At 53.3% G+C, this 13,874-nt stretch carries 15 protein-coding genes; 12 read left to right on the forward strand and 3 right to left on the reverse strand.

The window, feature by feature from the left end; all coding sequences use genetic code 11:
• Nucleotides 1–55: 55 nt before the first annotated feature.
• On the reverse strand, nt 56–802 hold the full coding sequence (map, locus tag EDM60_RS15480; RefSeq protein WP_122964787.1) for a type I methionyl aminopeptidase: 747 nt from the start codon (nt 800–802) through the stop codon (nt 56–58).
• A gap of 136 nt (nt 803–938) precedes the next feature.
• On the opposite strand from map, the gene nadE reads away from it, so the two are divergent.
• From nadE to EDM60_RS15495, 3 genes are all read left to right on the forward strand, one after another.
• Nucleotides 939–1,691 carry an NAD(+) synthase gene (gene nadE, locus EDM60_RS15485; RefSeq protein ID WP_122964788.1) on the forward strand — a complete coding sequence of 251 codons (753 nt, stop codon included), beginning with the start codon at nt 939–941 and terminating at the stop codon, nt 1,689–1,691.
• Between the two features lies 1 nt (nt 1,692).
• A complete protein-coding gene (locus tag EDM60_RS15490; RefSeq protein WP_122964789.1) occupies nt 1,693–2,514 on the forward strand; it encodes an MBL fold metallo-hydrolase in 822 nt (273 codons plus the stop codon).
• Nucleotides 2,515–2,580: 66 nt separating this feature from the next.
• The gene (locus EDM60_RS15495; RefSeq protein ID WP_063230062.1) at nt 2,581–2,802 is read left to right on the forward strand and encodes a hypothetical protein; all 222 of its coding nucleotides are present in this window, start codon (nt 2,581–2,583) and stop codon (nt 2,800–2,802) included.
• A gap of 165 nt (nt 2,803–2,967) precedes the next feature.
• On the opposite strand, the gene EDM60_RS15500 is transcribed toward EDM60_RS15495, so the two are convergent.
• Nucleotides 2,968–3,456, reverse strand: a complete 489-nt coding sequence (locus tag EDM60_RS15500; protein WP_122964790.1) for a DUF2062 domain-containing protein — start codon at nt 3,454–3,456, stop codon at nt 2,968–2,970.
• Nucleotides 3,457–3,665: 209 nt separating this feature from the next.
• Here EDM60_RS15500 and EDM60_RS15505 point away from each other — a divergent pair, with 209 nt between their 5' ends.
• The 7 genes from EDM60_RS15505 to EDM60_RS15535 all read left to right on the forward strand — a co-directional run bounded on the left by EDM60_RS15505 (nt 3,666) and on the right by EDM60_RS15535 (nt 11,086).
• A complete protein-coding gene (locus tag EDM60_RS15505) occupies nt 3,666–4,292 on the forward strand; it encodes a DedA family protein (protein ID WP_122964791.1) in 627 nt (208 codons plus the stop codon).
• Nucleotides 4,289–4,807: a YkvA family protein gene (locus EDM60_RS15510; protein WP_122964792.1), complete on the forward strand. Its 519-nt coding sequence runs from the start codon at nt 4,289–4,291 to the stop codon at nt 4,805–4,807. The genes EDM60_RS15505 and EDM60_RS15510 overlap by 4 nt, the downstream gene beginning before the upstream one ends.
• A gap of 16 nt (nt 4,808–4,823) precedes the next feature.
• Entirely contained in the window at nt 4,824–5,774 is a 951-nt protein-coding gene (locus tag EDM60_RS15515) for a 3'-5' exoribonuclease YhaM family protein (protein WP_122964793.1), read from the forward strand.
• A gap of 157 nt (nt 5,775–5,931) precedes the next feature.
• Nucleotides 5,932–7,482 carry a YcdB/YcdC domain-containing protein gene (locus EDM60_RS15520; protein WP_122964794.1) on the forward strand — a complete coding sequence of 517 codons (1,551 nt, stop codon included), beginning with the start codon at nt 5,932–5,934 and terminating at the stop codon, nt 7,480–7,482.
• A 185-nt stretch (nt 7,483–7,667) separates the two neighbouring features.
• Nucleotides 7,668–8,660: a hypothetical protein gene (locus EDM60_RS15525; protein WP_122964795.1), complete on the forward strand. Its 993-nt coding sequence runs from the start codon at nt 7,668–7,670 to the stop codon at nt 8,658–8,660.
• Nucleotides 8,657–8,929 carry a hypothetical protein gene (locus EDM60_RS15530; protein ID WP_063230068.1) on the forward strand — a complete coding sequence of 91 codons (273 nt, stop codon included), beginning with the start codon at nt 8,657–8,659 and terminating at the stop codon, nt 8,927–8,929. The genes EDM60_RS15525 and EDM60_RS15530 overlap by 4 nt, the downstream gene beginning before the upstream one ends.
• A gap of 81 nt (nt 8,930–9,010) precedes the next feature.
• Nucleotides 9,011–11,086 (forward strand): YecA family protein, encoded by a 2,076-nt coding sequence (locus EDM60_RS15535; protein ID WP_122964796.1) that lies wholly within the window; start codon nt 9,011–9,013, stop codon nt 11,084–11,086.
• Between the two features lie 57 nt (nt 11,087–11,143).
• Here EDM60_RS15535 and EDM60_RS15540 read toward each other — a convergent pair whose 3' ends face one another.
• Nucleotides 11,144–12,361 carry an MFS transporter gene (locus tag EDM60_RS15540; protein ID WP_122964797.1) on the reverse strand — a complete coding sequence of 406 codons (1,218 nt, stop codon included), beginning with the start codon at nt 12,359–12,361 and terminating at the stop codon, nt 11,144–11,146.
• A gap of 249 nt (nt 12,362–12,610) precedes the next feature.
• Here EDM60_RS15540 and EDM60_RS15545 point away from each other — a divergent pair, with 249 nt between their 5' ends.
• Nucleotides 12,611–13,564 (forward strand): carbohydrate kinase family protein, encoded by a 954-nt coding sequence (locus tag EDM60_RS15545; protein ID WP_122964798.1) that lies wholly within the window; start codon nt 12,611–12,613, stop codon nt 13,562–13,564.
• Between the two features lie 55 nt (nt 13,565–13,619).
• The gene (locus tag EDM60_RS28670) at nt 13,620–13,757 is read left to right on the forward strand and encodes a hypothetical protein (RefSeq protein ID WP_167470311.1); all 138 of its coding nucleotides are present in this window, start codon (nt 13,620–13,622) and stop codon (nt 13,755–13,757) included.
• Nucleotides 13,758–13,874 lie beyond the last annotated feature (117 nt).

Raw genomic sequence — 13,874 nt, forward strand, 5'->3', positions numbered from 1 at the left:
GGCAAACCCTTGACTCGTTGGCAGATGGATTGAGCAATGCAACTGAGTCCTGTACTTATTGCTTCGTCAATATAACCGGCCCGTTCGCCGTAATAGCAATCGTGTGCTCGTACTGGGCAGACAGCTTGCCGTCGCGGGTTCTGGCCGTCCAACCGTCGGCATCGACAGTGGCGTGGTAGGTGCCGATATTGAGCATCGGCTCGATCGTGATGACCATGCCTTCTTTCAGGCGCTGACCCCGTCCTGGAGGGCCGAAGTGCGGAACGAACGGCTCCTCGTGCATTTCCTGTCCGATTCCGTGGCCGGTAAAGTCGCGTACAACCGAGTAGCCTTGTGCTTGGGCGTACGTTTGAATCGCGTGGGAAATGTCGCCGATCCGGTTGCCGACAACCGCTTGTTCAATGCCCAGGTACAGTGATTTTTCCGTGACTTCCAGCAGCTTTTTCGCTTCCGGTGAGACGGTGCCCACTTCGTACGACCAGGCCGAATCCGCCAGCCAGCCGTTTTTGCGCACAACCATGTCGATCGTGACGATATCTCCATCGCGCAGCGGTTCCTTTTTCGGGAAGCCGTGGCAAATCACGTCGTTAACGGAAGCGCAGGTGGCGTACGGGTAGCCGTGGAAGCCTTTTTGTTCCGGTGTTGCGCCGTGGCTCGCCAAAAACTCTTCTACAAATTGTTCAATTTCCCAAGTGGTTAGCCCAGGACGAATCATCTTCGCAATCTCGCGATGGCAGGCAGCCAAAATCTTGCCTGCTGCGTGCATCAGTTCGATTTCTTCGGGTGTCTTGAGGATAATCATCGACTCTCTCCTTGTCCTCGCGTAAGTTCAAATGCTCTCTATACAGTATACAGTGTAGACCTGTTTGGGGCTAATTGCCACAGTGAAAACGGCATGGTAGGATGAGGAAGAACTAAACAACCTGGGGGTAGGTAGCGTGGACAAGTTTCAAGAACATCTGGCGAACTACCAGATTCATGTAAAGGACGATATCGAAAAACGCGTCGCATTTATTCGCGAGCAGATTGACGGAAACGGGCTGGGCGGCGTAGTCGTAGGCATTTCCGGCGGGATCGACAGCGCCGTAACAGCGGCTTTGTGCGTGCGTGCCCTGGGCCGCGAACGAGTCGTTGGCATCTGGCTGCCAGCGTATTCGCAAAACGTTCACGCCGAAGATTCACAGCGTTTGGCTGAAGCGATCGGAATGAATTTGCATACAGTCGATGTCGGAGCTGCGTACGATGCGCTTGTTCCAGCTATTGAAGGAGTGCTCGCGCTCGACGACAAGACAAAAGGAAATACAAAAGCGCGCCTGCGCATGACCGTGCTGTACGCCGTAGCTAACCAGAAAGGCTATCTGGTTGCCGATACGTGCAACCGCAGCGAGATTCATGTCGGCTACATGACAAAAGGCGGAGACGGTCTGGCTGACTTCAACCCGGTAGCGAGCCTGACCAAGCACGAAATGCGCATTCTCGCCGCTGCACTTGGCGTGCCGGACGCGATCATTACGAAAGCTCCTTCCGCCGATTTGTGGGAAGGCCAAACGGATGAGCAGGAAATGGGCTTTACGTACGAAGACCTCGACCGCCTGCTGATTACCGGAGAAACCAGACCGGAGGCAAAAGAGCGCATCGATTACTTGCACCGCATATCCGAACACAAACGCAACCTGATGCCAGGTATTTAAGATGAGCGATTACAAGCTGTTTACGAGCTGCCTGTGGCAGACGACGAGTGCGGTCGTTTCGACGCCTGACCGACTGTATTTGTTTGACCCGGCCTATTTTCCGCACGAGATCGAGGCGATTGCCGAGTATGTGCAAAGTGTGCGAAACGGACGGGAGCTTGTTCTCGTCTTGACGCATGGCGACTGGGACCATATTGTGGGCTATCCCCGATTTGCCGATGCCAAGCTGATTGGGCACAAAAAAATTACCGACCCTGAGCGGCTTGCCAAAAAGCTGCAGAAGGCGAGGAAGTTTGACGGCTCGTATTATGTGAATCGTCCGTACGAGCTGAATCCTCCCGCGTTTGACAAGCTGGTCGAGCAGGTGGAAGCATGGGAAGAAGTGCGGTTTATCCCGGTTCCCGGCCATACGGTTGATCAGCTGGCGACGCTCTTTTGCGAGCAAAAACTGCTGGTCGTCGGCGACATGCTTTCCAACCTGGAATTTCCGTTTGTGGACGACAGCAGCGCGTACTTGTCGAGCTTGCAAGCGATTGAAAAGCTGGTCGTGGACGGCGAGGTTGAAGAGCTCATTCCGGGGCACGGCGTCCCGGCAAAAGGGCGCGAGTCAATTTTGCACCGGATCAGACGGGACCAAGAGTATTTGCTTGCTGCCCGGAAGCTGATTTTCGAAGGCGTAGCGGCGGGGACGAGCGAGGAAGCGCTGGCAGAGAGCTTTCGGCAAATCTCCTACGACGGTGCGCCGATCGGCCAGTATTTGCAAGATTCCCACGAGCAAAACCGCATCGTGCTGATGAAGGAAGCTGTTTCACTGACAGGTTGATTATTAGGCAGTTTTGTACGATAATAGAAGTTACGCACAAAACTTTCTAGGAAAGAGGTGGAACAGATGTCGACGACTGAATTGATGCTGAGAACGAGCCTCGAAGGCCGCGTGAAACGTACGTTGCAAACGTATTTCCGCCGTCCTAACGACGTGTTGGTAAAAGAAAGCCTCGGAGCGAACGGCCTGTCCCCGGAACAAGTGGAAGTTACGATGGAACTGTTGAAACAAGACGCTACTGTTGCAGAAATCATCGAGCAACTGCGGGATAAAGGCTACTTGGCGTAACGCAAGATTGCGTACATAAAAAAGACCGGACGGACAAGAAATTGTCAGTTCCGGTCTTTTTTATACAGATATAAGATTCTTATCCAGTATAAGTGCAACTAAAGCTGCGCCGCAGGCTTGGCGCAGCCAAGTTTTCTAATGCGAAGCGGTGGAGCCGCCGAATTTTCAGGGAGAGGTGCGGCCGTGGGTCACGGAGCGGCGCAGTTTTTTCCGGCGATACATCAGAAGAGCGCCATGTACCAAAAAATAGCTGGCGACTGCGACGACCAGGCCCATAATCGCGCTTCCTGTGAAGTAGGCCAACCCTTTTTCTTTCATCCAGACAAGCCATTGCGGCCACGCTTCGTGCGGAGGGGCGGGGGGAGACTGTAACGGTTTTCCGACAAAAGCGTACCCAATATTGTAGTTCACGACCATGAAGATAGGCAGCACGAGTTTTCCGATGACAAACGCGATCAAACCCGCAGGCAGGCTGGCGCGAAACAGCCTGACCAGCGGAAAGAGCAGCAAAAAAGCGAGGCCGAAGGTGGGCAGGGTAATGAACTCGACAAAAATCCCGACGGAAAAGCCGCGGGCGACAAAAGAAGGCGCCCCTTTCATTCTGATCAGCTTGTAGTATTCGAATTTCAGTTTGCGGTACAGTTTGTTCCACATAGTTGCCTCTCTTTTGTCTGAACTCATGTTCTGTTTTTCCCAAAAAAGGCTTCGCTTGGGGGAAGCCAATTAACACAAGTATGTCCAGTTCTCCTGGCAAAAATTGATACCCCTTTGTCCACGCCGACCGAGAGGAGCGTTCATTTGTGAATGCTGCTATCTTTTGGCATAATGGAGAGGGCAGACCCGCAAGAAAAGTGGTGGAAGTTATGGCAGAAGTGATGACTACATTTGGCGACTACATTGCGCAATACGGATACGGAGCCTTGTTTGGCTTGTTTTTTCTGGGAATTTTGGGGATGCCGCTGCCAGAAGAAACGCTGCTCGTTTTTTCCGGTTTTCTGGTTTCGACAGGTCAATTGGCTTATTGGCCTACTTTTCTCGTCTGCTTTCTCGGCTCGATATCAGCGATGACGACGGCCTACTGGATCGGGCGAAAGCTGGGCTTCCCTTTTTTAGAGAAGTACGGGAAGCGGCTCGGCATGGGATACACCGTCTACAAAAAAACGGAAGAATGGTTCAATCGGGTAGGAAAATGGGCGCTGCCGCTCGGCTATTTTATCCCTGGGGTGCGACAGTTTACCGCCTACTTCGCGGGAATTACGAGACTTCCGTTTCCGACATTTCTGCTGTACACGTATACGGGCGGGCTGTTTTGGAGCCTGTTGTTCGTCACCTTGGGCTGGCAGTTGGGAGAGCGCTGGGATGAACTGTTCGATCTCATCTCGCGCAATCTGGCTATATTCTTTATCGCATTGTTTGCAATCATTGCCGGCTGGTCTTATTTGCGGCATCGGGCAAGTTTGAAGAAACAAAAACGGAGGGGAATGCAATGAGTGAAGAGAATCGGCAAGACAATAACCTGCCAGTGATTCGCGAGCCTGAGCAGTTGGTTCCGCTACAATTACCCGAGGTGCATCAGCGTTTCTACGACAAACTGCGGGCCAAAATCGAAGCTTTCATCAAAGACAAAGGCGTCAATGACACGGCAGCGAACTATATTTTGTTGGCGCCGGATCTGTTCGTGTTGCTCGCCCGTCTGCTTCTGGACAAGCGGGTAGGCGTTCAGTCCAAGGCGATTGCCGGGGTGGCGGTCGCTTATTTCATCACGCCGATCGATTTTATCCCGGAAGCGCTCGTCGGCGGCGTCGGGCTTTTGGACGACGTCGTTTTGGCAGTTTACGCCCTGCGGCGAATTTTGGTGGACGTGGATGAAAAAATCGTGCGCGAGCATTGGAATGGCAAGGAAGACTTGCTCGGTGTCATTACGAAGGTCGTAAAGTCGGCAGATGACCTCGTTGGCAAAAAAATCGTGAAAAAGCTGGAAGAGACACTGTTCCGAAAAAAATAAACAGGATGGGACACGAATGACAAAATATTTGCTGGATTATCAAGAGGGAGAGAGAGTCGTCGCCTTTTGCCTGGTGAAAAGCAAAGAGGCTGGCGTGGCGAGCAACCAGAGCGAGTATTTGAATCTGGAGCTGGGAGATCGCTCCGGCACGCTCATGGCCAAGCTGTGGGATGTCAGCCCTGAAATGAAAGAGTGGATCGCCGTAAAATCTGTGGTGAAAATCGACGCCGCCGTCCAGATGTACCGCGGGAAAAAGCAGCTGGTGATCCAGCGCATTCGCCCGGCAGCCGCATCGGATGAAGTGCTGATGGAGTCGCTGATCCCTGTATCCCCGGTTCCGGTGGACGAGCTGTGGACGAAGCTCATGCAGACGGTAGACAGCTTGAAAAGCGACACGCTGCGAGCGATTATCCGCGAGGCGTTGGCTACGGAGGAAATCAGCGAGCGGCTGAGGCAGTACCCGGCAGGGGTAAAAATGCACCACAATTACTACCACGGACTGCTGGAACATATCGTTTCCTTGCTGTCAGCGGCGCAAAGCTTGCTTCCGCTCTATCCGCAGGTCGATAGAGATGTCCTCTACGCCACTTGCATCCTGCACGATATCGGGAAGCTGTACGAGCTGTCAGACCCGATTGCGCCGGACTACACCACGCCAGGCCAGCTGATCGGCCATCTGGTGATGGGCGTCGAGATGGTCAGCGGCATTTGCCGCAAGCTGGACATTCCGCTCGGAGACGCCGAGGTGCTTCATCTCAAACATTGCATTTTGAGTCATCATGGGGAAGTGGAGAACGGCTGGGGAAGCGCCGTATCCGGCAAGACTCCGACGGCTGTCTTGTTCCATTACCTGGACCAGATCGACAGCAAAATGAACGCACTCGGGCAAACACTCGCCGACATGGGCGAGGAAGACGAGTGGGCGTACGCAGGTGTGCTCAGACGAAAAGTTTGGCGAGGCTACTAATCGTCATCTGGCAGCATGAAAAAGGAAAAGCACCAAAACCAGAAAGCCAACTGCTCGAATCAGGCAGTTGGCTTTTTTGTGCCGAACAAATTTTCTGAAACCTTTTCCTTCCTGTACCGTCTTACTACAAGATTGGCTTGCAAAGGAGGAGTTTGCTATGAAAAAAAGCAGCAAAATGATTGAAGTAATGCTGGTGGCGACAGTTCTCGCCGTGCCGGGAGCTGCGATTGGAACAGCGGCACCTGTCTATGCCTACGACGGCAAATCTGATCTCGAAGTCATGCCGCTGCCTGACGATATACGCAAGCTTTTGGTCGATTTGAAGGAAGATTACGTGCCGCTTTTGTCCGACCTGCACGTCGATGCGATCGGAAAAGGCAGCAAGTCCGAGACGATCCTTGCTCTGTCCGACCGAAAAAGCGTGATTACCGCAAATATTTTTCTCGATCTCGTCGTCGATGCAGATGGAAACATTACTTCCTTAAAACTGAATGGCGCTGACCGTGATCAGCAAAAGTGGGACAAACAAGCAACCTACAAAAAGCTGACGGATTTTATTCGCGAGAACGTGCCTGACCATATCGTCATAGCGACACAGCCCATGCTCTCTACAGAGCGGAAAGCGGGACTCGACCGCCTGGCAGTCGTGCCGTTTTATCCGGTGCTCAACGGCGTCTGGGTGAAAAAGGAGATGGGTCGCGCCTATATCGATGCTTCGGGACAGATTGTGCACTTTTGGCAAGAGAAAAAGAAGCTTCCACTGGTGGCAGAGGTGACTGACCCGAAAAAAGCGATCGCTCTGGAAAAGGCGGCGAGCGCGTGGGGCAATGACCTGGACGTGCAGCTTGTTTACGATACCGCTGCGGGCAAGCTCGTATACGAGCCGGTCAAGCTCCCGGTTGTGGATGCCCTGACCGGAGAAATCGTCCCGGAAGTCACTGTCACGGCAACGGAAACCGTCAAGCTGAAAGGAACCGCTGGCAACTCAAGCTGGGGCGATCGCACTAAAATGGAAGAGTGGCTTGCGAAGAACTTCGCGCTGAAAATGAGCAGCCTGACATTCGAGGCCCCATCCGTGAAACAAAAGAAACGCGACACCGATCTGTACGAGTGGAACGCGAGAATGTACCAGAGTGCCTCCGTGCTGGTAGAGCGGAAATCGAAGTCATTGCTTGCCTTTTCCCTGGATGGCTCGGCCCAAAGCGAACGGGAAAAACCGCTGAGTGAAGATGAAGCAAAAGCGTTGGCCCTCCGTTTTGCAGAAACGAATTTGTTGTCCAGGGAACAGAGCTTTGTGGTCAAACAAACCCGCCCGGTTGACTACTTGCCCGGATGGGCCGATCAAAATGTGGTGCGGCCGCTCTACCAGTACGATTTTTATCCCGAGGCCAATGGAATCCGCGCGAAAACTCCGCTGTTTACCATCGAAGTAGACGCGAAAAAAGGGAACGTCGTCAAAGCAAAGGTGAACGAAACAGCCGCGATGCCAGCCGCGTTGGACAAACAAGGGGTCATCGGTCAGGAGCGAGCCAAAGAGATGTTGCTGAAGCATGCTGCTTTGCGCCTTGCGTACTTCTATCCGCAGATCGGCGGGCAGACATCTGCCACTCCGCAGCTCGCGTATGTGCCGACGGCGGATACGGAAGCGTTGCAGGTGGAAGCCAAAACAGGCGAAGTAGCGGGCAACTGGCGTGAGCTGACCGAGTAACCAAAACAGGCAACGACCCGGCGTGGCTGTGTGCTGCCGGGTTGTTTGCATGGATTGTCCCATGCCTTTCTTTTCAAAATAGACAAACACTTCACAGCTAGTAGGATTTTTTTGCTTTTTGTAGAATATCTTCTTGATTCCCATTTGATTTGGCAAAAATGCCGATCACGAGAAGGAGAAAGTGCATGAAACGGCCAACCTATACCCTACCAAGTATTGTCAAAAAGGTGTTCCGGTCCGGCGAGCGCTCCCTCCCACGTACGGAGATTTGCTCCCGGATGGAAGTGAATGAGCTGACGGCTTTTTTGGATCTGGATAGCGCGACACTACTTGATAAAGTGTTGAAGATGGAGCAGTCGCCTGTACGGATTGCCAGCTCGGAGGCGATCGTGGAGATCACTTACCAGCCGCATCAGGTGTACGATTTGGCGCACCGCTTTTTGCGCGATACCCAAACGCCTAAAAAGCTGGAACAGATCGTCGCTGAGTTGCGCCGTCAGACGCAGTTTGGCTGGAATCAGATCCTTCGCATGTTGCAATTGGAACGCGACCCTCGCTTTGTTCAGTATCAAGGCGACGACCGATGGTTCCTGGCAGAGTGGACGCAGGCAAACGACCAAGTCTACGATTTTTGCCGGGATAACGGCATCACGCACGTAGCTGCCCGCTCGCTTGTCCATTTTCTGGAGCAAGAGGTGGGGATCGCCGGGGATGCCGCTTTTCTGCCCCTGCTGGATGACCGATTTCGGGTCGAGGGAGAAACGCTGTATATCATTGTTCGCAGTGAGGAAACCGATGAGGAGCTGGCTGCGGAAGAAATCGCAGCGGCGGACTCTTCTGAATCGATAGCCGTCATCGAGAATGAAACAGAGGAAGTTGCACCCGAAACAGCAAGCCCGTTGCATCAGGAACCGAAACAAGAAGAAACAATTTTTACCAAGGAGGAAACGAACATGACAAACGCTACGAATGTACGAGTGCTGGAGGAAGTACAACAATTGCTGCAAGAAGCAATCAGCCGCCTGGAAGGCCGCAATCAGGAGATGTCCCAGGAAGTCGTCGCGCATTTCCAACAAAGCAATATGCAAGCTATAGAAGTGCTGATGAAAGAGAAACATAAGCATGAGCAAATCGTACTTGGCATTCAGCAAGTACTGGCAACCAGTGAGCAACAATGAGTAAACTTGAGGCCATGATCCGGTTGGAACAGCGATTTGATTTGCTGCGCGACATCATCGCGAGTTATCGGATTCGCCTTCAAGACATGGAGCGGGAAGTGGTGGAACTTTTTGCCGCCAACCAGCTCTCTGCTATATCTACATGCATGAGCGAAAAGCAGCGCATCGTCCGCTTGATGAACCGTCTGGAGCTGTTTATTTCCCAGTGGGAAGGCAACGGCGATGTGGGAATCGCACATGAGCCAAAACGAGAACACTTGAACACATGATGGAAAATGCGGTAATATAGGGGGATTGTGTAGGATTCCCCGCGCATGCCGCGTGGGATGGAAAGGAGATCCAAACCCTCTATGTCAGTAGGAAGAAACGAACTGTGCCCGTGCGGGAGCGGAAAAAAATACAAGAAGTGCTGCGGAGTCGTTACACCGATTACCGAACTGCGCAGCCGTCATGAACAAAAATTGCAGAAAGAATATGCAGGCTGGGTCGAGCGTCTGAACCATTTCGTAGGTGGCAATGTCACCAGCGAGACCATTTCCGAAGCGCGCAGCCGTTTTGCAGCAGAAGTGGGCTTGACCGAAGAAGAAGTCACGCGTCCAGAGTGGGCTGCGCATTTCTTCAACTGGTGTGTCCTGGATGTGAGAACAGGCGGAAGCACGCTGCTGGAGAACTACATCAAGCAGCACGGCCGCCGGATGGAGCCTGACCTCCGTCGTGCTTTTGCAGGCTTGCATCTGAACGTATACGAGATCACGGAAGTAGACCGCGATGTCATGACGGTTCAACATCCGCTCACTTTGGAAAAGCATTACATTTTGCGTTCCAACAGCCTGAATGTCATGCCAGGCCAGATGATCGTCGGTCGCCTGTTGAACCTCGGCTTGCGCAACATGCTCTTTTCCGGCAGCATCATTTTGCAGCCGCATGTCAAAGAAAGCTTGCTGGAATGGCTGAATCAGCATCCGGAAGTGGAGCATGCGGCAGAAGACGCGGGCAAAAGAGTGTATACGACGGAGCTGTACCGTTTCATCGTTCAGTTCGGCGGGACAGAAACAGGCAGCGAACAGCCAGCATCTGGTCAAGGCACCTTGCTGCGCCGCACGTATGTGTTGCCCAATCGCGATCAGCTTTCCAAAGCGATCGAGGCCAATCCAGCTTTCGAGCTGAAAAAGTCCGATGGCGCCAAGGAAATCTGGGTATATGCGACACGCAAGGAAGAGCATCTGTTCCCGGCGCTGAAAGATGCGTTGCTTGAACTGTATGAAGTGCAGGCAGAGGCAATTTTGGAAGGCGACAAGCTGTATCTGGAAGGATACGCTTCGGAGCTGGAGGAAGTGGCGCAGCTGCTTTTGCTGCTCGCTTACGAAAAAGAGGAAGAGATTCGCGTCCTGACCTCGACTGGTTCCAGACTGTCCAAAGGAACCTTGTTCATTACGAGCCAGCCGACATTGCCGCCAAAAGTATTGCAATGGGCTGTGCAGACGTATTTTGCGGAAAAATGGCTGGTGAACCCGCAGGATGCGCTCGACGACCTGCCTCCTGTTTTGGTGGCGGCGTCAGACAGCAAAGAGCTTCACGCCAAGCTGGAAAGCCTCCTGGTGCAAATGGAACAGGATCACAAAGTAGGACAAGGCATTGCCCGTTTCATTCGGATGGACATGCTCCGTCCGCGCCTGAGCCTGTCCAATGCCAGCCTGCACGTGAACAACCTGCTCAACCGACCATTGATCGAAGGCTTGCCAGAAAGTGTGTACACCGTGCATCCTGACCGACTCGCTGACATCAATCGCTTCGTGCAAGAGATGACAGAAGGCAAGTCGGAAGCTACGGTCAAAAAATATGATGAGGTTATGAACAACTTCCGCTCTTTTGTCAGAGGCGCGTTTGGCCCTGCGTTTACCTGGGAGCAGCTGCGCAAGGAGGAGCTTGCTTATTTCCTCGTTCATGACATTTTTACCCGTGCAGATGCTGCGACGAAAACGTTGGCAACAAACCTGCTGTCTGTTCTGACCGCATTCTTCAAGTGGCTGGACAAGCAAGGAGCCAGTGCCTTGTACGCGAACATGCAGTCTTTGCTGGCAGAGCTGAAAGAGACGCTGCCAGAAGCATACCGTTTGCGTGGCGTACTGGAAAGGGAAGCCAATCAGAACTTGTACGGCAACACTTCCGCTCCGAAAGAAGTAGCAGAGGAAACGCTGCTCTTGCTGGATACAGCCGCAAACGGCTGGGTTGCCAAACGTCCTGATGGTGAAAAAATCACGTTGGCTATCGCTGCTGACGGAAAAGACGTGCTGGCGCCTGACTGGATGATTTCCGGCGTGTTTGGCAAAGGCGAGGATGGCAACTGGCGTCTGTACAGCACGCCTGAGCTGTATCCGCCAGCGATTGCCCATTTGCTGGGTGTGCCGACTGGCGTCTTGGTATAAAAACAAAACCCGAGGAATCGCTCCTCGGGTTTTTTCTTTTGACGCAAAAGCGTGCTTTTATTGCACCCACGATTGCAAGGTCTTGTCTTTCGGCAGCAAAAATCCGACCAGACCAATTAACGGGAGCACCGAGCAGAGGGTGATGACGAAGCCAAGGTCGAACATATCTGCCAAGTAGCCAAAAGCGAGAGCACCCATGCCGCCCATGCCGAAAGCCAAGCCAATAATCAAGCCGGACACGGTGCCGATTTTGCCTGGCAAAAGCTCCTGGGCATAAACAACGGTGACCGAAAAGCTGGACAGCATGATGAAGCCGCTTACGAGCAGCAGGGGAAAAGACCAGAAGCCGGAGACGTAAGGCGTCAGCAAGGTCAACGGCAACGCGCCGAGTGTCGAGAGAATCAGCAGATTGCGTTTTCCGAATCGATCCGACAGAGGTCCGCCAAAAAAGGTGCCGATGGCTCCGGCGAGCAGGAAGCCGAACACAACTAGCTGGGCGCTGGAATAATCCATATGTTTGACGTACATCAAGTAAAATTGATAAAAGCTCTGATAGCCCGCATTCATCCAGGAGCGGACGCTGACGATCAGGATGAGCAGCCACAAGGCGACGAGCCGCTGCTTTCGGTTCGTGTACGTCACGACCGCGGCAGCGGCTTTTTTCAGCCTTTGTTGACCGCGATACCACAGCGCCACGTAAAGCAGAACGCCGCTTGCCAAAACCGCCGGAAGCAAAAACCAGGCCGCTCCCGGCTGGCCGAGATTGGCGAAGACGAGAATCGTCATGAGCGGAGCAAGCGCTTGGCCTGCGTTTCCGCCGACCTGAAAAATCGATTGCCCCAAGCCGCGGCGCGGGCCGGATGCCTGATGCGCAAAACGGGACGCCTCCGGGTGAAAGACAGCGGAGCCGATACCGACACAGGCAACAGCGACGAGAACGAAGGAGTAGCTGCCTGCAAAAGCGAGAGCGAGCATCCCGAGCCCGGAGACGAGCAAGGCAAGCGGAGGCAGAAACGGCTGTGACTTGCGATCGGAGAAGTAACCGACAACAGGCTGCAAGACGGATGCAGTCAGGTTCATGACCAAAAGAATGAAGCCGACTTGTGTGAAGGTCAACGCCAGATTCTTTTCCACGATGGGAAGCAAGGCCGGAATGACCGCTTGCAAGCTGTCGTTCAGCAAATGAACGAGACTGATGGCAAACAGCATGCGATACACGGTAGGTGCTGCTGTTGTTGCCCCAGACGCTTGCAGCGGTGTCGATGTGGCACTCATGTCAGTTCATCTCCATTATTCAGAGTGGGAAAATCGTGCAGCTTCTTGTTCAGTGAGAAGTTGCCGTTGACTTTTTCTCACTGTAGCACGGATGGGCTGGAGGCGTCATCACTGTCTGGATGGAATATGCCGACGAGATATACGCTTCGTCTTCCACGATGAAGTTTTGGGATCGGTAGGTAAATGCAAATGCGTTGTCGAAAAGATGAAGGACGAGACCATGAGCAAAAGGCTGGGAGGAGTGCCGAAGTGCTGAAAGGGATTACCGAATACTGGCTATGCGTGGGTGGAGCCAATGTGGACGTGCAAGGAGTCACTTCTGCCAGATTGCTGCCTGGAACGAGCAATCCGGGGCATGTTCAGCAAGTGGCAGGCGGAGTAGCTCGTAATGTGGCAGAAAATCTGGGATGGCTTGGGGAAGAAGTACAGCTTTTTGCTCTTGTGGGAGAGGATGCTGACGGGGAATGGCTGCGGCAAGTGACGGCCAAAAGCGGAGTATCGACCCACGGGATGTTGCGGATTGCTGGTAAATCGACTGGCAGGTATTTGGCGATTCGCGATCTCGACGGAGAGCTGTACACAGCAGTGGCAGACATGGAAGTCAACGAGGCGTGGACAGAGGAGCTTGTCCGTCAGGCTATGGAGCGCCTGCCGCAAGCTGCTGGCCTGTTTATGGATGCAAACTTGCCCGTGCCGGTCATGCACGCCTTTTTGGAAGAGGCAAACAGGCTGGGAAAAATCGTTGCTGTCGATCCTGTCTCCGTGAAAAAGGCGGAAAAATGGCGGCCCTTTTTGCATGGGGTGCATGTGCTGATTGCGAGCATTGATGAGATAGAAATATTGTCCGGCCAATCGCTGCATTCCTTTAACGATGTGGAAGTATGCGCGAAACGATTGCTCGAACAAGGCGTGCGCCAGTTGATGATCAACTGCGGCGAAGCGGGCCTGTATTTGTGCCGGGAAGCCGAATCGATCTGGATCGCCGCTCCTCCTGCGCCGATTCGCGAAGCGGCATGCGACGCTTTTGCCGCGGGCATTCTTTTTGCGCAGCATCGGACGCCCCTGCTGCGGGAACAAGCGGCCTACGGAATGGCGCTTGCGGAAATGAGCCGCGACAAACATCGCCCTTACAATCTGGAACTGCTCATGCAGCGAAAACAGTCTTTTACTGGAAAAGAGATGCAAATTTTCGAGCGGGAATGAGGGTACATAGAACGGCGTACACTAATTGGGTATTTTGTCCCAAGGAGGAGTGTACATGGAAAAGAAGTCCAACGATGTGAACGGCAAGCAAGAAAGCCACGTGCGTCAAGGCGGCGATTCGCATCGCTCCAAGCAAAAGCAGCCGGATGGGCCAGTGCAAGGTTTTAGCCAGGCGCCAAAAGGTCTGCAATAAACAGCAAACCGATTGTGACCGCTTTGCCCAACGCAAGCGGTCACCTCTTTTTTCGGCAAAAAATGCCGGGACGTTTTTCACAGAAAAAAACTCCTCTATCGACAAAAACGGTAGGGG

The sequence above is a fragment of the Brevibacillus parabrevis genome (genome assembly GCF_003710905.1).
GTDB classification, from domain to species: domain Bacteria; phylum Bacillota; class Bacilli; order Brevibacillales; family Brevibacillaceae; genus Brevibacillus; species Brevibacillus parabrevis.